This is a genomic window from Streptomyces sp. NPDC031274, from assembly GCF_055570235.1.
The window spans coordinates 1-20,929 of the sequence record NZ_JBVIHP010000042.1 but is presented as its reverse complement, the minus strand read 5'-3'; the positions used below and the strand labels follow the sequence as shown (position 1 = coordinate 20,929).

General features: G+C 71.2%; 6 protein-coding genes. 2 read left to right on the top strand and 4 right to left on the bottom strand.

Annotated features, from left to right (window positions below):
• Positions 1 to 8: 8 nt before the first annotated feature.
• The gene (locus tag ACZ5CR_RS41245) at positions 9 to 13,058 is read right to left on the bottom strand and encodes a type I polyketide synthase (protein ID WP_468867653.1); all 13,050 of its coding nucleotides are present in this window, start codon (positions 13,056 to 13,058) and stop codon (positions 9 to 11) included.
• A 1,730-nt stretch (positions 13,059 to 14,788) separates the two neighbouring features.
• Between ACZ5CR_RS41245 and ACZ5CR_RS41240 the strand changes: the two genes are divergently transcribed.
• Complete coding sequence (locus ACZ5CR_RS41240) at positions 14,789 to 15,025, top strand: DUF5988 family protein (protein WP_389912146.1); 237 nt, start codon at positions 14,789 to 14,791, stop codon at positions 15,023 to 15,025.
• Between the two features lie 92 nt (positions 15,026 to 15,117).
• Here the strand turns inward: ACZ5CR_RS41240 and ACZ5CR_RS41235 are convergent, their stop codons facing one another.
• The 3 genes from ACZ5CR_RS41235 to ACZ5CR_RS41225 all read right to left on the bottom strand — a co-directional run bounded on the left by ACZ5CR_RS41235 (position 15,118) and on the right by ACZ5CR_RS41225 (position 19,532).
• A complete protein-coding gene (locus ACZ5CR_RS41235; RefSeq protein ID WP_468867650.1) occupies positions 15,118 to 17,331 on the bottom strand; it encodes an MMPL family transporter in 2,214 nt (737 codons plus the stop codon).
• A gap of 69 nt (positions 17,332 to 17,400) precedes the next feature.
• Entirely contained in the window at positions 17,401 to 18,981 is a 1,581-nt protein-coding gene (locus ACZ5CR_RS41230) for a PH domain-containing protein (protein WP_468867648.1), read from the bottom strand.
• Complete coding sequence (locus ACZ5CR_RS41225) at positions 18,978 to 19,532, bottom strand: PH domain-containing protein (protein WP_468867646.1); 555 nt, start codon at positions 19,530 to 19,532, stop codon at positions 18,978 to 18,980. The genes ACZ5CR_RS41230 and ACZ5CR_RS41225 overlap by 4 nt, the downstream gene beginning before the upstream one ends.
• 229 nt (positions 19,533 to 19,761) lie before the next feature.
• Between ACZ5CR_RS41225 and ACZ5CR_RS41220 the strand changes: the two genes are divergently transcribed.
• A partial coding sequence (locus ACZ5CR_RS41220) for a sensor histidine kinase (RefSeq protein WP_468867643.1) occupies positions 19,762 to 20,929 on the top strand: 1,168 nt, incomplete at its 3' end.

Here is a 20,929-nt window from a genome sequence, read left to right as displayed (position 1 = left end):
CGACCCGGTCACGAGGTCTCAAGTTCGTCGTCGAGGTAGCCGAAGAGTTCGTCGTCGGTGACCGAGGTGAGGTCGGACGTGTCGTCCTCGTCGGCGTCACCGGCCCGCGCGTCGCTCCAGCTGGCGAGCAGGGCACGCAGCCGCAGATCGACCTTCGTGGCGGCGCCGTCGCTTGTCGCGGCGCCGTCGTTGAGCGCGAGGAGTGCGCTCTCCAGGCGGTCGAGCTGTTCGAGGACGCCGGTCTCCGGCTCGTGCTCGGTACTCGGGAGCAGCGTGAGCACATGCCGGGTGATCGCGGCTGCCGACGGGTGGTCGAAGACGAGTGTCGAGGGCAGCCGCAGTCCGGTGGCGGAGGTGAGCCGGTTGCGCAGCTCCACCGCGGTCAGCGAGTCGAACCCGAGGTCTTGCAGCGGGCGGCCGGGTTCGATGTGCGTGTCGTTCGAGTGGCCGAGCGCCGCCGCGACCTGCCCGCGGACCAGGTCGAGGACCGTCTGTTCGCGGTCCGCCGCGGACTGGCCCGCGAGGGTGTCGGCGAACGTCGTGGTCGCGGCGGGGGCCGCCGTGGTGACGCGGCGGGCGGGGGCGCGGACCAGACCGCGCAGCACCGGGGGCAGGGTGCCGTCCGCCGCCTGTCCGCGCAGTGCGGCGGTGTCGAGGAGGAGCGGCACGAGTGGCGTGCGGTCGTCGTCCGCCGCCGCGTCGAACAGCGCGAGGGCGTCCTCGGTGGGCAGTTCGCGGATTCCGGAGCGGCTGAGCCGGGCCCGGTCACCAGCGTCGAGCTCCGCCGTCATGCCGCTCGCGGCCGCCCACATGCCCCACGCGACCGAGACACCGGGCAGGCCGAGCGAGTGGCGGCGGCGCATGAAGGCGTCGAGCGCCGCGTTCGCCGCGGCGTAGCTCGCCTGGCCCGCGCTGCCGATGATGCCGGCCGCCGAGGAGAACACGACGAACGCGGACAGGTCGGCGTCCCTGGTCAGTTCGTCCAGGTGCTGCAAGCCGTCGACCTTCGGGGCGAACACCCGGTCGATCCGCGCGGGTGTCAGCGATTCGAGGACGCCGTCGTCGACGACGCCCGCCGCGTGCACGATCGCACCGAGCGGCCGGTCGAGGGAGGACAGGAGCGCCGCCACGGAGTCTCGGTCGGCGACGTCGCACGCCGCCAGGGACACCTCGGCGCCCAAGGCCACCAGTTCGTCGCGCAGTTCCTCCGCGCCCTCGGTGGCCGATCCCTTGCGTCCCGCCAGTACGAGATTCCGTGCGCCCCGGTCGACGACCAGGTGCCGGGCCACCAGCGCGCCGAGGGTGCCGAGTCCGCCGGTCACCAGGACCGGGCGGTCCGGGTCGATCGGCGCGGGCACGGTCAGGACGGCCTTGCCCGCGTGCCGGGTCCGGCTGAGGTGGCGGAACGCCTCGGGGGCGCGGCGGACGTCCCAGGCGCGCACCGGGAGGGGACTCAACTGGCCCGTCTCGCAGAGTGCGAGCACCTCGACGAGCGCCTCCTGGGTGCGGTCGGGGCTTGGCTGAGTCCGGTCGTACGTCGCGTACTTGACGCCGGGCGGCAGGTTCTCGGGTTCACCGGCGTCGAATGTGCCGGGCTCGACGAAACGCCCTCCGTCGGACAGCAGTCGGAGGAGGGCGTCCATGAGCTCCCGGGCGGGCAGGGGGCCGTCCATGAACTCCCTTGCCAGCGGGTTGAGTACGACGTCGACGCCGGTGCCGCCGGTCCGCGCGGCGAACTTCGCCGCGAAGTCGGTGTCGAGCGAGGACGCCAGGTGCGATGCGGGCACGCCCGTCTCGCGCAGGGCGTCCCAGTCGGCGGGGCTCGCGGTCGCGTAGACCTCCGCGCCCCAGTGCCGCGCGAGTTGTACGGCCGCCATGCCGTCGGCGCTCGCCGCCTCATGGACGAGAACGGACTCGCCCGGGCGCAGGTCCGCCAGGCCGCGCAGGGCGTGGTGGGCCGTGAGGAACGCCATCGGTACGGATGCGGCCTGTGCGAAGGACCATCCTGCGGGCACCGGGGCGACCAGCTCGCGGTCGGTGACCGCGAGCGGCCCGAAGCCCTGGGTGGCCGTGCCGAGCACGCGGTCGCCCACCGTCAGGTCGGTCACCTCGGCGCCGGTCTCGGTCACGATGCCCGCGATGTCGCCGCCGGAGTGGTCGCCGAGGGTGCTCAGCACGTCGTGGACGTCGAGGCCCGCCGCGCGGACGGCGACGCGTACCTCGCCGGGCGCGAGGGGTGCGAGGGCGTCCGGGTGCGGCACCAGGGTGAGGTCGTCCAGCGAGCCGCGCGGCCGGATGTCGAGGCGCCAGGGGCCATCGGCGGGCGGGGCGAGCGGGCTGTCGGCGGCGGCACGGGTGAGCCGGGGCACGCTGACCAGGCCGTCGCGTACGGCTGCCTGGGACTCCTCGTGGGCCAGCGCGGCCGGTACGCCGAGCGCGGACTGCGCGGCGTCGAGGTCGATCAGCGCGAACCGGCCGGGGTTCTCGGTCTGTGCCGTCCGCACGAGCCCCCACACGGCGGCCTGTGCCGGGTCGGGCGACTCGGTGTCGACCGCGCCACGGGTCACGAAGACCAGGCGGGTGTCGGCCGTCCGCTCGTCGGCGAGCCAGTCCTTGGCCAGTCGCAGCGCCCAGGAGACGGTCTCACGCGCCGCCTTTCCGTCCGTGCCTGACGGCCAGGGGCAGAGGGCGAGCAGGTCGGTCACGCCGTCGAGAGCGCCGAAGTCGGACACGGTCGGCGCGTCGACGCCGAGGTCGTACTCACCAAGGCCCTCGTCACCGAGCACGGCGAGTCGGACCGGCCTGTCCCCGGTCCCGTCGACAGGCGTCCACTCCAGTGCGAACAGGGCGTCCGCGGTAGACGACGCGGTCTTCTTCAGGTCCACCGGCCGCATCACGAGCGACTCGACGGTCGCGACGGGCCTGCCGTCCGGGTCCGCGACGGCAAGGGACATCTGGTCCTGCCCGGTGGGCGACCAGCGCACCCGCAGCGTCGAGGCGCCGACGGCGTGCAGTCGTACGCCCGTGAAGCTGAACGGCAGCCGGGGGCCGCCGTCGATCTCGTCGAGGGCCCGCAGTACCGGCGCGTGCAGGGCGGCGTCGAGCAGGGCGGGGTGCACGCTGAAGCCTTCGCCGCCGGTTCCGTCGGGCAGGGACACCTCGACGTACACGTCGGAGCCGAGGCGCCAGGCCGCGCGCAGCGCGCGGAACACAGGACCGTAGCCGTAGCCGAGTTCGATGAGGCGGTCGTAGACGTCGTCGACGTCCATCGGTGACGCGTCCTGCGGCGGCCACGCCGCCAGTTCGGTCGCCGGGGCATCGCCTGTCGTGAGCGCTCCGGTCGCGTGCTCGGTCCATGGTGCGTCCCGGTCGGCGTCCTCGGCCCGCGAGTGGATCCGGATGCTGCGTCCGCCGTCGTTCTCCTCGCCGACCGCGACCCGCAGGGCGGTGCCGCCGTGTTCGGGCAGGACGAGCGGGGCGTGCAGGGTCAGTTCCTCGACCGTGTCGAGCCCGCAGTGGCCCGCGGCGTGCAGGGCGAGGTCGAGGAAGCCGGTGCCGGGGAACAGCACCCGGTCGCCGACGCCGTGGTCGGCGAGCCAGGGCTGGGTACGGGTGGACAGCCTGCCGGTGAACACGACGCCGCCGGTGTCGGGCAGCGCGACCGCCGCGCGGAGCAGCGGGTGGTCGCCGGTGGCCAGACCGAGGGCCGTCGTCGCCCCGTCGCCGGCGGGCGCGACAGCAGCGGTCAGCCAGTACCGGTCGTGCTGGAACGCGTAGGTGGGCAGGTCGACGCGGTTGCCGCGGCTGCCGAGCACCGCGGCCAGGTCGCATCGCGCGCCCCGGACGTGGAGTTGCGCGGCGGCGAGGGTCAGCGCGTCAGGTTCGGGCCGCTCGGAGCGCAGCGTCGGCACGAACACGGCGTCGGGGGCGCTGTCCTGGCCCATCGCGGCGAGTGCGCCGCCGGGTCCGACCTCCACCATGGTCGTCACGCCCTGCGCGACGAGCGCCGTGACGCCGTCGGCGAACCGCACGGGCCTGCGCACGTGCCGTACCCAGTGGTCCGGTGACGTCAGTTCCTCGGCGTCGACCGGCGCGCCCGTCAGCGTGGACACGATCGGCAGCTTGGGCGGGTTGGCGGTCACGCCCGCCACGACGCCGCGGAACTCCGCGAGCATCGGCTCCATCAGCGGCGAGTGGAACGCGTGGCTGACCCGCAGTCTGGTCACCTTGCGCCCCTGCGCCTTGAGACGGTCGGCGAGGCCGAGCACTTCGAGCTCGCTGCCGGACAGGACGAGGGAGTTGGGGCCGTTGATGGCGGCGATGCCGACGTTCTCGGAGCACTCCGGCGTGATCTCGTCCTCGGTGGCCTGCACCGCGACCATGACGCCGCCGTCGGGCAGCGCCTGCATGAGCGCGCCGCGCGCGGCGACGATCGTGCAGGCGTCGGCCAGCGAGAAGACGCCCGCCACGTGCGCGGCGGCCAGTTCACCGACCGAGTGGCCCGCGAGCGCGTCGGGCGTGAGGCCCCAGGACTCCCACAGCCGGTACAGCGCGACCTCGACGGCGAACAGCGCGGGCTGGGCGTACTCGGTGCGGTCGAGCAGGGCCTGGTCGTCGCCGAAGACCACGTCGCGCAGCGGTACGGCGAGCAGCGGGTCGAGCTGCGCGAACGCCTCGTCGAGCGCGTCGGCGAAGACGGGGTGCGCCTCGTACAGGCCGCGGCCCATGCCGATGCGCTGGGAGCCCTGGCCCGAGAACAGTACGGCGAGCCGTCCGCCGTCGGGGGTGCCCCGCACCACGGCCGGGTGCTCGGTGTCTGCCGCCAGCGCGTCGAGCGCGGCGCGCAGTTCGGCCGTGTCGGTGCCGAGCACGACGGCGCGGTGGTCGAGTGCGGCCCGTCCTGCCGTGAGGGTCGCGGCGATGTCCAGGGGCGAGAGTTCCGGCTGTTCGTCCACGGTGGATGCCAGGCGGGTGGCCTGCTCGCGCAGCGCGGACGTGTCACGGGCGGACAGGGCCCACGCCAGCGTCCGGCCGTCGGGCTCATCGAGGGGAGCCGGGGGTACGGGTTCGCCCTGTTCGAGGATGACGTGGCCGTTGGTGCCGCTGACGCCGAACGCGGAGACGGCGGCGCGCCTCGGCCGGCCCGCCTCCGGCCACGGCCGCACCTCGGAGAGGAGCTCCACGGCGCCGGTCGTCCAGTCCACGTGCTCGGAGGGGCGGTCGAGGTGCAGGGTGCGGGGCAGTACGCCGTGCCGCATCGCCTGCACCATCTTGATGACGCCCGCGATGCCCGAAGCCGCCTGGGTGTGGCCGATGTTGGACTTCAGGGCGCCGAGGAGCAGCGGCCGCTCCGCGGGGCGGTCCTGACCGTAGGTGGCGAGGAGTGCCTGCGCCTCGATGGGGTCGCCGAGCCGGGTACCCGTGCCGTGGCCCTCGACGGCGTCCACGTCAGCGGTGGACAGGCCCGCGTTCGCGAGTGCCGCGAGGATGACCCGCTGCTGTGCGGGCCCGCTCGGAGCGGAGAGACCGTTAGACGCGCCGTCCTGGTTGGTCGCGGAACCTCGGACCAGGGCGAGCACCTCGTGGCCGTTGGCCCGTGCGTCGGAGAGCCGTTCGAGGAGGATCAGGCCCGCGCCCTCGCCCCAGCCGACGCCGTCCGCGGCGTCGGCGAAGGGCTTGCACCGGCCGTCGGGGGCCAGGCCGCCCTGGAGGCTGAACTCGGCGAAGGCCGTCGGCGTCACCATGATCGCCGTGCCGCCCGCAAGGGCCATCGAGCACTCCCCCGACCGCAGCGCCTGCACCGCGAGGTGCAGGGCGACCAGGGAGGACGAGCATGCCGTGTCCACGGTGACGGCGGGGCCGCGCAGGCCGAGGGAGTAGGCGATCCGGCCCGATACGACACTGAGCGCGTCGCCGGTAAGGCGGTAGCCGTCCATCTCGGGCGTCGCCTGTTCCAGGGTGCCCGCGTAGCTCTGCGGTGACGCGCCGACGAACACGCCGGTGAGGCTGTCGCGTACCGATGAGGGGTCGATGCCCGCCCGCTCGAAGGCCTCCCAGGCCAGTTCGAGCACTTGGCGCTGCTGGGGGTCCATCGCGAGGGCCTCGCGCGGTGCGATGCCGAAGAAGCCCGCGTCGAACCCACCCGCGTCGTCGACGAAGGCGCCTTCCAGGGTGCGGCTGCGGCCCTGGGTCTGAGCGTCGGCCGGGTACAGCCGGTCGGTGTCCCACCCTCGGTCGTCCGGGAACGACCCGACGGCGTCGTGCCCGCCCAGGACGAGCGACCACAGGTCCTCGGGTCCGCGTACGCCGCCGGGGTAGCGGCAGCTCATCGCCACCACCGCGATCGGGTCGTCGGCGGCACTCTGCGCGGTCCCGGCGAACGCGGCGGACGCGGCGATCTGCCGCTCGCCGAGCACCACGGAGTACAGGTGGTCGGCGAGCGCCTCCGGCGTCGGGTGGTCGAAGACGACGGTCGCGGGCAGCCGTACGCCGGTGGCGGTGTTGAGTCGCTTGCGCAGCTCGATGGCGGTGAGGGAGTCGAAGCCCAGCTCGCGGAAAGCCCGGTCCGGCGTGACGGTGTCGGGCCCTTCGTGGCCGAGCACCGACGCCGCGTGGCCGCGTACCAGGTCGAGCAGGAGCCGCTGCCGGTCGGCCTCGGCGAGCCCGGTGAGCCGGTCGGCGAGCGCCCCGCCGGAAACCGGCTGTTCCTCCGCGTCCTGCGCGGCGAGGGCGACGACGTCGGGGATCTCGCTGATCAGCGGGCGTGAGCGGGCCGCGGTGAAGCCGGGGGCGAAGCGGGCCCAGTCGATGTCCGCGACCGTCAGGGTCGTCTCGCCCGTCGCGAGGGCGGTGGCGAGCGCGCCGACCGCGAGTTCGGGCCGCATGGGGCGCATCCCCCGGCGGCGCAGCTGGTCGTCGAGGTCGCCGGTCACCATGCCGCCGCCCGCCCACATGCCCCAGGAGACCGAGGTGGCGGGCAGTCCTTCGGCACGGCGGCGCTGCGCGAGGCCGTCGAGGAAGGCGTTGGCGGCGCCGTACGCGCCCAGTTCTCCGCTGCCCCACACCGCGGACCCGGAGGAGAACAGCACGAACGCGTCGAGTTCGCGTCCGGCGCACAGCTCGTCGAGGTGGGCCGCGCCGCCGGCCTTCGCCGCCAGGGCGTAGGCGAGGTCCGAGGTGTCCGTGTCGGCGAGCGGCAGCGACGGGACGGTGCCCGCCGCGTGGAAGACCGAGCGGATCGGGGTGCCTTCGGCGTCGAACCGGGCGAACAGGTCGGCGAGCGCGGCACGGTCGGCGGCGTCACAGGCGGCGATGGTCGCCTTGACACCGAGCCCGGTCAGCTCGGCCTCCAGCTCCTGCGCGCCGGGGGCGCTCGCGCCACTGCGGCTGGTCAGCACGATGTGCTCCGCGCCGTTGCCCGCAAGCCAGCGGGCCACGTGGCCGCCGATGGCGCCGGTGCCGCCGGTGATCAGTACGGTGCCCTTCGCGCGCCAGCTCTCTACTGCCGCGGCCGGTGCGGGCGCCGGGGACAGTCGTCGTACGGACGAACCGGAGGCCCGGATCGCCAGTTGGTCCTCGTCCGCGAGACCGGCAAGGGCGGAGACGAGCCTCGTCGCGGTCCTGGCGTCGGGGGTCACGGGCAGGTCGACGATGCCGCCCCAGCGGCCGGGGTGTTCCAGGCCGACGGCGAGGCCGAGGCCCCACGTCTGGCTCTGCGCCGGGTGGGTCAGCGGGTCGGACCGGCCGACGGACACCGCGCCCGTCGTGGCCAGCCACAGCGGCGCGTCGATCCCGGCGTCACCCAGCGCCCGTACCAGTTCCAGCGTGCCGGAAAGGCCCCTCGGGACGTTCGGCGACGCGGGGTCGGGCCGCTCATCGAGGGCCAGGAGGGAGAGCACACCGCTGGGTTCGACGTCCATGGCGCGCAGCGACTCCACCGAGCCGGCCACCTCCAGGACATCGGCGCCATGAGCACGCAGGGCGTCGACGGCCGCCGCACGCCACGGGTGCTCCGCCTCGGACGGCGAGCCGACCACGAGCCAGGTGCCGTCCAGGGCCGGGGCGACGCCTGTGCCGAGCGCGTGCCAAGTGACCCGGTAGCGCCACGCGTCGACAGTGGACCGCTCCTGCCTGCGGCGCCGCCAGTCGGCCAGGCTCGGCAGGACGTCGGTCAGCGGCGCGTCGGCGGGTACGTCAAGGGTGGTGGCGAGGTCGCCACGCTCCACGGCGGACCAGAACTCCTCAAAGGCGGGGTCGACGGCTCCCGTCGGGCGGGCCGTCTCCTCCAGCCAGAACCGTCGGCGCTGGAAGGGGTAGGTGGGCAGGTCCACGTGCTGTCCGGCGGGCACCGTCTGCCGCCACTCGAACGGCAGGCCTTCCACGTACGCCTCTGCGGCAGACAGCAGGAACCGGTCGAGACCGCCGTCGGTGCGGCGCAGCGTGCCCACGACGACGGCGTCACCATCGGCCGCGTCCAGCGTCTCGCGCACCCCGAAGGTGAGGACGGGGTGGGGGCTGCACTCCACGAACGCGCCGACGCCGTGGTCGAGCAGGCCGCGCGTGACCTCTTCGAACCGCACGGTGTTGCGCAGATTCTGATACCAGTACTCGGCACCGACCTCGGTACCGGTCAGCCACTCCCCCGTGACCGTGGACAGCATCGGCACACTCGCGGCCAGGGGTTCAACACCGCCAAGAACGCGGGCCAGTTCTTCCTGGATGCGCTCCACATGCGGCGAGTGGGAGGCGTAGTCGACGGGAACCCGGCGGGCGCGTACCTCATCGGCCGCGCACGACTCGATCAGCTCGTCCAGTGCGTCGGCGTCACCCGCCACCACCACCGAGCGCGGGCCGTTGACCGCGGCGACCGATATCCGCCCGTCCCACCGCGCGATCCGCTCCCGCGCGGCATCGATGGATACCGCGAGGGACACCATGCCGCCCTGACCCGACAACGCCAGGATCGCCTTGCTGCGCAGCGCCACCACCTTGGCGGCATCGTCCAAGGAGAGCGCCCCCGCCACGTGAGCTGCGGCGATCTCGCCCTGGCTATGCCCCACCACCGCGTCCGGCTCCACGCCGTACGAACGCCAGAGCGCGGCAAGGGACACCATCACCGCCCACAACGCGGGCTGCACGACATCCACCCGCTCCAACTCGGCCGCGTCAGCCAGCACTTCATGGAGCGACCAGTCCACATACGGAGCAAGCGCCTCAGCACACGCGTCGAGAGAGGCACGGAACGCGGGCGACGACTCGGCCAACTCCGCACCCATACCCAGCCACTGAGAACCCTGGCCCGGGAACACGAACGCCACCTTGCCGACAGGCCGCGCGACACCGATCGCCACCCGAGCAGACTCCGCACCACCGGCCACCGCCGTCAGCGCCTCAGCACCACCCGCCACCACCACAGCCCGATGATCGAACACCGCTCGGGACAACAGGGCATCCGCCACGTCGACAGGCGACAACACCGCCGCTGCTGGCGCGAGTTGCGCGGCCTGGGCGCGCAGGGCTTCCTCCGTGCGCGCGGAGAACACCAGGGGGGCCGGATCGGACGTCGGCAGCGGGGCGGCCGGGATCTCGTCGGGCGCCTGTTCGAGGACGGCGTGCGCGTTGGTGCCGCTGATGCCGAACGAGGACACGGCGGCCCGCCGGGGGCGTCCGACCTCGGGCCACGGCGTGGTCTCGGTGATCAGCGAAACGGCGCCCGACGTCCAGTCCACGTGCGGAGTGGGCTCGGTGATGTGCAGGCTCTGGGGCAGTACGCCGTGCTGCAGCGCGAGGACCATCTTGATCAGGCCCGCGACTCCGGAAGCCGCCTGTGTGTGACCGATGTTGGACTTCACCGAGCCGAGCAGCAGCGGCCGGTCGGCGGGGTGCTCACGGCCGTAGGTGGCAAGGAGGGCGTCCGCCTCGATGGGGTCGCCGAGGCGGGTGCCGGTGCCGTGCGCCTCGACGGCGTCGACCTCGGCGGCCGGGACGCCCGCGTCGGCGAGCGCCTGGCGGATGACCCTGCGCTGCGCGGGGCCGCTGGGGGCGGTGAGGCCGTTGGACGCGCCGTCCTGGTTGATCGCGGTGCCCTTGATCAGCGCGAGTACGGGGTGCCCGTTACGGCGCGCGTCGGAGAGCCGCTCGAGGAGCACCATGGTGGCGCCCTCGGCGAGGCCGAACCCGTCGGCGCTCGCCGAGAACGCCTTGCAGCGCCCGTCGGGGGCCAGCGCGCGCTGCCTGCTGAACTCCACGAACATGCCCTGCGAGGGCATGACCGTGACGCCGCCCGCGAGGGCGATGGGGCACTCGCCGCGCCGCAGCGACTGCACGGCCAGGTGCAGGGCGGCCAGCGACGAGGAGCACGCCGTGTCGAGGGTGACGGCGGGCCCGTTGAACCCGAACGAGTAGGAGAGCCTGCCGGAGGCGACGCTCGCGGTGTTGCCGGTGAGCAGATAGCCCTCGAGGTCCGCGGGGGCCTCGTGCAGCTTCGGCCCGTAGTCCATCGTCATCGCGCCCACGAACACGCCCGACTGGCTGCCACGCAGCCCTGCCGGGTCGATGCCCGCGCGCTCGATCGCCTCCCAGCCGATCTCCAGGAGCAGTCGCTGCTGCGGGTCCATCGCGAGGGCCTCGCGCGGCGAGATGCCGAAGAACTCCGGGTCGAACTGGTGGGCGTCGTGCAGGAAACCAGCCTCGCGCTGGTAGTAGCCACCGGCCCGCTCGGCGTCCTCGTCGTAGCGTCCTTCCAGGTCCCAGCCCCGGTCGGTGGGGAACGCGGTGATGCCGTCGCCGCCCGCGGACAGCAGCTGCCACAGGTCCTCGGGGCTGCGCACGCCACCGGGCAGGCGGCAGCTCATCGCCACGACGGCGATCGGCTCGTCGTCCCCGACCGTCGCGAAGGCCAGCGGCTCGTCGTCATCGGCCGGTGTGCCGAGCAGGATCCGGTCGATGCGTTCGGCGAGGCCACGGCACGTCGGAGTGTCGAACACCGCCGACACGGGGAGGTTCAGGCCGGAGGCCCCGTTCAGCAGGTTGCGCAGTGTCACAGCACCGGCCGAGTCGAGGCCGAGTTCGAGGAGCGGCGCGTCCGCGTCGGCGGCGGACGCGGCGTCCCCGACCACGGCGGCCAGCTGCGTGCGGACCAGGTCGAGCAGGAACTCGGTGCGGTCGGCGGCTGCCGCGAGCCGGTCGGCGAGGGTCGGTGCGGGGAGGTCGCCGGGCGCCGCGTGCAGCGGGTAGGTGGGCAGCGGCACCGCCCGTGCGTCCCGGCCCGCGAACACCGCGTTCCAGTCGGGGAGCACGCCGTGCGTGTGCAGTTCGGCGAGCGCGGCGGTCATCTGGTCGGCGCCGCCCCGCTCCCTGCGCAGCGTGCCGACGACGGCGGCCTCCACACCGGCTTCCTCGGCGGTCTCCTGTACGGCCCTGGTCAGCACGGGGTGGGGGCTCGGCTCGAGCAGCAGTCGGTGCCCGGCCGCCAGGACGGCGCGCGTGGCGCTCTGGAAGTCGGCGGTGTTGCGCAGGTTGCGGCACCAGTGGTCCGCGGTGAGCGTGAGCGGGTCGACCCGCGTGCCGGTGGTGCCCGTATAGATCGGCACCTCGGTCGGGCGGGGCGTGATCGGAGCGAGGCCCTCGCGCACCAGGTCGAGCACGGAGTCGGTCTGGCGGCCGTGCGCCGCGAGACGGATCGCGATGCTTCTGGCCCTGATGCCGTCGGCGGTCAGTTCGGCAAGGAGTGCGTCGGCCTCCTCCTCGGTGCCGGAGACCAGGACCGAGCCCGGGGCGTGTACGGCGGCCAGGTCGAGGTTCTCGTAGCGGGTCAGCCGCTCGCGCACCTCGTCGGCCGACGCCAACACGGAGAGCATCACGCCCTGTTCGAGCAAGTGCACCTGCGCCTGGCTGAACAGGGCCACTGCCCGCGCACCGTCCTCGACGGAGAGCGCGCCCGCGACCGTCGCCGCCGGGATCTCGCCGACGCTGGAGCCGATCACGGCACCGGGTGACACACCCCAGGACCGCCACAGCGCGGACAGGGACACCATCATCGCCCAGAGGGCGGGCTGCGCCACGTCCGGCCGGTCGAGGGACGGCGTGTCGGTCTTGCCGCGCAGCACCTCAAGGACGGGCCAGTCCACGTACGGAGTGAGGGCCTGCGCACAGGCATGCAGTTGCTCGGCGAACACCGGCGACGTGGCGAGGAGTTCGTCGGCCATGCCCAGCCACTGCGGCCCGTGACCGGGGAACACGAAGGCGATGTCGTCGGCCGCGGCCCGTGCCGGTCGCCCGGACGCGAGCCCCGGCACCGGTATTCGCCCCTCGCTGACGGCGAGCAGCTCCTCGGCGAGCCGCGTGCGGTCCCCGCCGACCAGCACGGCGCGACGGTCGAGGACGGGTCGAGTGGTGGCGAGGGAGAAGGCGAGGTCGATGAGCGGAAGGGCCGGCTCGGCCTCGATCAGCGTGCGCAGATCGGCGGCCCGGGCCCGCAACGCGCCCTGGCTGTGCGCCGATAACGTGATCGGGACGGCGAGCCCGTCCGGTGCGGCGCGGCCGAGCTCGGGACGGCCCGAGCGCAGCGCGGCCTCGACGAGAGAGGGAACGCCGTCGGACCACTCGCTGCCGTTGCCGGTGTCATTGCCGGTGTTGTTGCCGGTGTCGAGTCGGTAGGCGAAGGCGGTCGTCCGTGCGCTGTCCCCGTGTGTGAGCACGGCGAAGGCGCCGTCTGCCCCGACCAGCGCCAGGTCGCACTCACCGGAACGCACGGCGGCCAAGGCATCGGCGAGGGGGTCGTGTCCGGTCCGGCAGGGACCGTGGAAGCCGAGCACGCGTGCCAGCTCGACAGCGTTGTCGTCGCCCTCTGCGCCGGCGGCCAGGTAGACACCGACGCCTTCCCGCTCGTCCGCGCCGATGCCCGCGTCCTCACAGGCCGTCCACGCCGACTCCAGTTCGTCTGTCCGGTCCGCGGGCAGGGGTACACCCGTCAGTTCAGCCAGTACACCGTGATCGCGCTCCGTCTGCACCGGTGCCGCGGACGCGGCCCCAATGACGGCGACAGTGCCGGTGTGCACCCCTTCTGATAAGCGCATGGCAGCCTCGGCCTTCGTCAGTCATCCACTGGAACTGGAACTGGAAACATGCATGGTTGGCCTGAATCGGCTCGATACTTTCTCGGCCACTTGGCCTCGGCAACGAGCGCAAGTCAAAGCCAGCTATCCGGAAATTGTCAACTGCGGTCTATTTTCGGTCTGTCGCAGGCGGAAAACGTTCGTAGAGCACGCGTAGGCGCGGGTCAGGGGCCTGCCGACTCACGCGCTTTACCGTACGGACTTCCAAAATTTACCCGGCTCTAAATGCACCCAGGAGAGAGTTAGGGCCCGCCTCTTGCCGAGTCGCCGAGCAGTGTCTGCCCTATCGTGCAGCGACTTCTGCCTCATCGCGCAGCGGCAACTCGCACCCGGGAGAGCGGATTGGCGATACCACCCGCACATCAGCAACCCGCCATACGGCCGTCACTATCCAGCCATACGAGTTCCGTTAAGAATTCGGCCCGCATGCATGATCACTCTGAAACACTGAATTAATAAGGGGCCTAAACCGGCTGGTCGGCCGCGCATGCCGAAGCTCGCGCGGAGGTGCCGATACACATCGGTGGCACAGGCCCGGGAAACACGGGAACGACCCGGTGGAGGGCACTGGATTGGGGGGCAGTCGCGCCACCCTGCTGGGGCGACAACTGTTGGACCACTCGAGACTCCGTTGGCTGAGCGGGGGGGGGCAACGGTAGTGAGGGAACCGGCGTGGGTATGACTGTGGGGGCGCGGGGAAGAGTGACACACAGACCCCGGCCGTCTCCACGAGACGCCGGCCTGAATCAACGTTCGCAACGGCTGGTTCGCGACCCATCAGTCGAGAGCCGGAAAAGATATAAGCCGTTCAGAAGAACAGCAACTTGCGTTCAGACACAGGTAAAGACGCAGGTACAGCCCATCTGATCTTCACACGGACAGCCAAGGCGGTACGCCTGCAAGTACGGGACCCGCGTCATGGCCGGCAATGCTCATCCCTCCTTCATATAAGCCCCACGCAGCTGCCGGGATCGACACGGAGGACCAAGGGAGGGCACTCCGAGAAGACCGGATCAGTCTACGGCCGGGTGGCACATGGTCAGATCGAACGCGATACCCATGGACTCGCGCTCGGCCCAACAGTATCCGAGCGGGCGCAGCCCGCACCAGACTCTCTTGTTGTGGCTAGCAGGAGCCTAAAACCACTTTCCCACCGGCATGCAGGAAGCGCTTGCCGCTGCGGTGAACGCGCCCACGTATATGCCGCCGCGAATGCTTGGCACCTCCACTACCTGGCATCAATGTCCGCAGTTCGCTTCCGCGACATCTGACTCCGGAGTATTTAACGCATCGCACTCCGACGCCGGGCACGACCGATCACGGGATATCCGTGCCCGTTTCACCGTGCACGCGCTCCGCATTCTGTCCGTTTCGGACTCGCACACGGTCGCTGTGCCTCACCTCACACGCCCCGTACTTCCACCGGCCGATAACTCAACGGCATTGCGCGCAGGCGTCTTGCGCTTGACGAAACGGGGCTGCTCGCCATACCGGGTCGCGGAGTAACTCGGCATCTTACAAGCCACTATGGCTTGATCCGCAGGATCACCCGACTCGCGTTCCACGACAGGGCGGGAGCAGGGGTGACGTAGGGGTATCTCGGGGCTTTCCGACGGGCACCGTGACGCAGAACAATATGGGCGAGACCGAGGTTCCAAGAAGAGAGGTGCCCCGTGCGAGCAATCAAGTCCAACTCCCCCGCCGTCACGCCTGAATCTGTGTTTCTCGAAGGCGGCCCCCACAGCCTTTCCGGCTCGGTCGTCGTCCTCGCTGAGCTCAGTGAAGTGATCTGCTCTCCCGAGAAGATCAAGATCCGCTTCGAAAACGGATACGAGCACTACGAGTTCAGCGACCAGACGGCAGACCCCCTGAAGCTGCGCTGGGTCGGCCGCACCAAGATCGCCGAGTAGCCGGGGCCACTACTCGTACGGAGCCCCCCACAGAACTGTGCCCCACCACTCCTTCCAAGTGGTGGGGCACAGTTCTGTGTGCGGACGGCCCGTCAGTCGCGCCGGTCGTACGACGAGTGCGGGGTGTAGGGGGAACCACCCTGAGCGGGTACCTGCTCCGGGTCCGCCGAGTGGTGCGGCGCCCGTCGGCCGGAGTCCCCCTGACTCCCGGCCGGGACGTCCGGGTGGATGCGGCGCGGCCACCAGGCGGCCCGGCCGAACAGGGCGGTGAGCGCGGGAGTGAAGAACATCGCCATCACGAAGGACGAGATCATGATGCCGAAAGCGACCGCGAACCCGATCTGGGAGAGCGAGGTGTCGCTGGCGAGCAGCATCGAGGCGAAGGTGCCCGCGAGGATCACACCGGCAGCGGCAATGGTCGGACCGGCGTGCTGGATGCTCTTCGCAGTGGCCTCCCGTGGGCTGAGGCCTTCCTTCGCCTCTTCCCGTAGCCGCGCCACCATCAGGATGTTGTAGTCCGTGCCGATGGCGACGACGAACAAGTACATGATCACCGGCAGGAAGAAGGTCAGGCCCGACTTGCCCTCGATCTGCTGGAAGAGAATCACGGTCGCGCCGAGTGTGGCCCCGAAGCCGAGCGCCACGGACACCATCAGATAGATCGGCGCGACGATGCTGCGCAGCAGCAGTCCGAGGATGAGCATGATGAGCACGGCCGCCGTCGGGAACACCACGGAGAAGTCCCGGTTGACGGCCTTGTTGATGTCGACGAAGACGGAGGTGATGCCGCCGACCTTCGTCTCCGTACCGGCCGGTGCCGCCTCGTGGGCGGTGGTGCGCAGCGGGCCACGGACGATGTCCATGGCCTCGCGGCCGTTGGGGTCCATCTTCAGGACGGCGTTGAACTCGGCGGTCCTGCCGTCCTTGCTGAGCTGGGTGCGGGAGGCGTCACCGACTCCCTCTACCTGCTTGAGCTTCGACAGGAACGCCGTCATGTCCGCGGGGCTGAGCTTCTCGCCGTTGGTGGAGCGCATCAGGACGCTGCTGGGGTTGGTGCTGCCCGCCGGCAGGTCCTTGCTCATCGCGTGCAGGGCGACCTGCGACTCCTTGGTGGACGTCGCGGACTCGTCGGACGCGAACGTCGGCTTGTAGCCGAACGCTCCGACGGCCACAGCGATCATCAGCAGGCCGGAGCCGATCACGAACAGGGCGGGTCGGCGGCCCACCGCGTTGCCGATCGCACCGAAGCGCGCGGCACGCGGCTCGTGGCGCCACGACTTGGACGGCCAGAACACCTTGGTGCCCATCAGGGAGACGATCGCCGGGATCAGGGTGAGGCAGGCGATCAGCGTCACCAGGATGGCGATGGCCAGGGCCGGGCCCATCGACACGAGGAAGCTGAGCGTCGAGAGCAGCAGCGCGAGGAAGCAGACGGCGACGGCTCCGGCCGCCGACGCGATGGCCTCGCCGACCCGGCCGACCGCGGAGATCATCGCGGTCTTCGGGTCCTCGCCGAGCCGCAGCCGTTCCCGGTAGCGGAACATCAGGAACAGGATGTAGTCGGTGCCGACGCCGAAGAGCACCACGATCAGCAGGGACGACACCGAACTGTCGGCCTTGAGGTGGAACACCTCCGCACAGGTCGCGATGAGGCCGTTGGCCACCTGCGAGACCAGGGTGATCCCGGCGATGGTGAGGATCGTGATGGTCGGGCTGCGGAAGATGATCGTAAGCAGCACGATGATGAGGCCGATGGTGCCGAGGAAGATCAGCCCGTCGGCTTCCTTGGACGCCTCCTCGTTGTCCAGCTGAGTGGCCGCGTCACCAGTGACTCCGGCCTTCAACCCCGTATCCCGGACAAGGGGCTTGAGGTCGTCCCGCATGTCCTCGACCGCGTGCTGCTGGCTCTTGTCGCCCGCCTTCACGTCGGCCATCGACACCATGACCGTCTGCACCTTCTTGTGCGGCGACGGCGGTGTGGTGACGACCTGTTCGACCTTGTCGTACTTCTTGGCCTCCAAGGACTTGCCGATCTCGGTGACCTTCGCCGAGTCGGCCCCGGACAGCGGCTTGCCGTTCTCGCGCGTGAAGACCACGATCGCGGAGGGGCTGAACCCCTTCGGGAAGGCCTTCTCCTGGATCTTCTGCGCCTGGATCGACTCGTAGTGACCGGGAAGGAACTCCGCCTGATCAGACGTGGTGGTGAGGGACGGGGCGAAGCCGATGACGGCGGCCCCGGCGATGAGCCAGGTGAGGATCACCAGCCAGCGATGGCCGACGACGAAACGTCCTAGTGCTTTGAACACGGTTCCTTCCAAGAGATCTAGAGGTCCAGAGGTCACTGTCAAGCGGTCAAGCGGTCAAGCGGTGAGTATCTAGAAAGAGCCGACGAGACCCGGGCGGGCCGCCTCGGCGAAGCGCAGCCCCTCGGCCACGTCCATATCGGGGATCCGGACGGCGCCCCGGCCTGCGGCGGTGGTGGCGCTCAGCGTGAACAGCCCGGCTCGGCGCTGCATGTACGACTGCTTGGCGGTCCAACCGATGATCCCGTCGCGGCGCAGCGCCACCGAGCGGCGGATGAAGGTGCCCTGCCGCACCACGAGGTACTCCCCGTGCAGCGCGTGCCCGAGGGAGCGGTATGCGTCCCGGGCGAGCAGTGCCCCGAAGGGCACGACGAGGGGCACGGCCCCGAGGGACCACCAGGGCAGTTGTCCGGCCGCCACGCCGGTCCCGGCCAGAGCTGCCACTACGGCCGGGACCAGCAGGCAACCGCGCACCAGACGGCGGCGCAGTGCGGGCCGGGGGTGACCGCACAGCGCCGCCGCGATAATGGGCGAACGTGCCTCGTCGAGCACGTCCGCTGTCGCCCGGTGCGCGGCGTCCAGGGGGGCGGGAGGCATCAGCTGGGCAGGGTTCGTGAGGCGGTTCGCGCCCCGGTCGAGCCCGGTGGCCAGCATGTTCAGGCGGGCCGCCGCCACCCAGCGCAGCGGCAGCGCCTGGGTGAGCTCGACGCCGCGGATCCGCCGCTCCTCCACGGAAACAGAACGGGAGGTGAGCAGGCCGCGCGTGATGTGCAGGGCGCCGCCGGGCTCCCGCTCCAGGCGGTAGCCGAACCAGGCCTCGCCCATGACCACCAGCGAGGCAAGCACACCCACGGCGAACAGAGCGGCCACCACGACGGCGACGGCCAGTCCGACCGGGAGCGCCGAGAGACGGTCCCAAGTCCACCTGGCGACAGGCCCGCTGGTCACGTCGAGCCCGAGCAGGTCGAGCAGCTTGGCCCCACCCGCGACGACGGTCACCGTTCCGGCGAGGGTGGTGAACGTCAGCGGCGCATACCGGGCCCAGGACCAGTGCATGCGGGCGAGTGAAACGGGCACCGCCTGCCCGCTCCCCCGCACCGCCCCGTTCGCGCCCGGCCGCAGCAGCACCTTGAATTCCAGGGCCTGTTCGCGGGAGATGCCGTCGAGAACCAACTCGGCGTCCTCGCCCGAACTCTGGTGCTGCCCGGTGCCGATCTTCACGGCGGCCAGGCCGAAAAGCCGGTGCACGGGGTTGGCGGTCAGGTCGGCGCTGCGCACCCGGTCGCGCGGGATCGACTTCCTCGTTCGGAACAGCAGCCCCGCGTGCAGTTCGACCGTGCTGCCCGTGACCCGGTAGCGGGTCGTGCGGTAGCGCACCCACTCGTGCCCCGCCTGCACGCCCGCGACCACGATGTAGGAGCCGAGGACGATCCAGGCATGGGTGTTGAGCAGGTCCTGGGCCAGGAGCATGGCGGCCACGAGCGGGAACGCGGGCCCCACGAGCCAGCTGACGCTGACAGCGACCATGCGCGGGTGCAGCCGCTGCCATGGCTCTTCGACCGGCGTCCGAGTCTCTTCGGCCGGCATCTCGGTCTCTTCACGCGTCTCGTACGCCGGATGGGGCGGCATCGGCGTCTGCGTACGGCGGCTCATGTGCCGTCCTCGTGCAGGGCGCGGACACGCTCGGTGAGCCGCACGACGATGTCGGCGGCGAGCTTCTGGTCGAGGCCGTCGATGGTGACGGGGCCTGCGGCCGAAGCGGTCGTCACGGTCACCGCGGCAAGACCGAACAGGTGCTGGAGCGGGCCGCTCTTGGTGTCCAGGGTCTGGATCCGGGTGAAGGGCACCACGCGCCACTCCCGGGTGAGCCACCCCGACCTTGCCGACACCGCTTCACTGTTCGCATCCCAGCGGTGCGCGCGGTAGCGCCACCACGGGGTCAGGAGCGCGTAGCCGAGGCTCAGCGGGCACAGCACCGCGAAAACGAGCCGCAGCCACGAGGGTGCGTCGGGGATCAGCGTGGCTGCCCCGAGCCCGGCCAGGACCGGCACGACGACGAGGAGGTTCTGCGTCATCCACCAGTAGACGGCGCGGCGGTCGAGGCTGTGACGCGGCCGCGGCAGGCCGGGTCGGCACTGCAGGACGGCGCCGTGGGCTGCCTCCCCCGCGCCGCCTCGCAGTGGCTGCCGCGTCTCTTGTGGCACTGCTCCTCCGCCCTCTGCGCCCTTCCCGTTCTCCGGGCGCCTTCGCTGTTCCTGTTCCTGCCCCACCAGCCAAACAAGTGGAGTGGGAGGGCAGACAGAGCGGTTCGTGTGGAGTGGAAGCGACCAAGGTTGCAACCTCGGGGGCGCACTACCCACTTTCGTACGCTTCGCCCAGACCAATGGCGCACATATGGGCCCAGGGCACGCGGGCGCCAGTAGGGTGACCGCCGTGAAATGGCCGATTCGATGGTTGGGCCGCAGCGCCGTTCAGGACACCATCCTCGTCGCCGCTCTCGTCGTGCTGAACATCTTCGTGGCCGTGTGGAGCGGCTACCCCCGTGAAGACCATCCCCGGTTTGGTCCATGGGCGGGGCTTGGTCTTCAGGTGACGATGGTGTTGGCGCTGGTGGTGCGGCGCGTGTGGCCGTTGACGGTACTGGGTGTGGCGGTGGCGGCATCAGTGGTGATGACGCTGTCGGCGTGGCTCGCGCCCGGACTCCTGGTGGCATCGGGAGACGGGTCAGGAGTGTGGGTACCCCTGGCGGCGCCCTTCGCCGCGTATTCGGCGGTGGTGTATTCGTCGCGTTCGCGGGTGGCGTGGGTGTTGACGGGGTTGTTGACGTTGGTGGCGACTCGGTTGTGGGAGTTGTCGTTCGCGGTGGCGGCGTCGGGGGTGTTGCTGACGGCGGTGCCGGGGTTGTTGGGGATGTATGTGGGGGCGCGGCGTGGGCTGATCGCGGCGTTGACGGAGCGGGCCGAGCGGGCGGAGCGGGAGCAGTTCTTGCTGGCGGAGCGGGCGCGGGCCGAGGAGCGGGTGCGGTTGGCGGGGGAGATGCATGATGTGGTCACGCATCGGGTGTCGTTGATGGTGTTGCAGGCGGGGGCGTTGCGGGTGTCGTCGTCGGATGAGGTGGTGCGTGCGGAGGCGGAGGTGTTGCGCGCTGCGGGGTGCCAGGCCCTGGAGGAGCTGCGGGATCTGGTGGGGGTCTTGAAGTCTCCGGAGAGCCTGGAGGCACTGGAGTCGGCGGAGTTGGTGATGCCGAGTGCCGGCAGCGGCATGGGGTTTGAGGAGCTGCAGATTTCGGTGCTGGTGGAGGAGTCGCGGGCGGTGGGTGTCGATGTGGAGCTCGATGAGGTCGGGGACCGGTCGGTGTGGTCACCGGTGGTGGCGCGTACCGCGTACCGGGTGGTGCAGGAGGCCCTGACGAACGTACGCAAGCACGCACCGGGCAGTTCGGTACGGGTGGAAGTGCGCTATGAGGCGGGGCGGGTCCAGCTTCGCGTGGCGAATTCGGCGGCGACGCGCGCGCTGGACACGGAGCTGGCGTCCAGCGGTTCGGGGAGTGGCCTGAAGGGGCTGCGCCAGAGGGTCGAACTGGTCGGCGGAACCTTCGAGT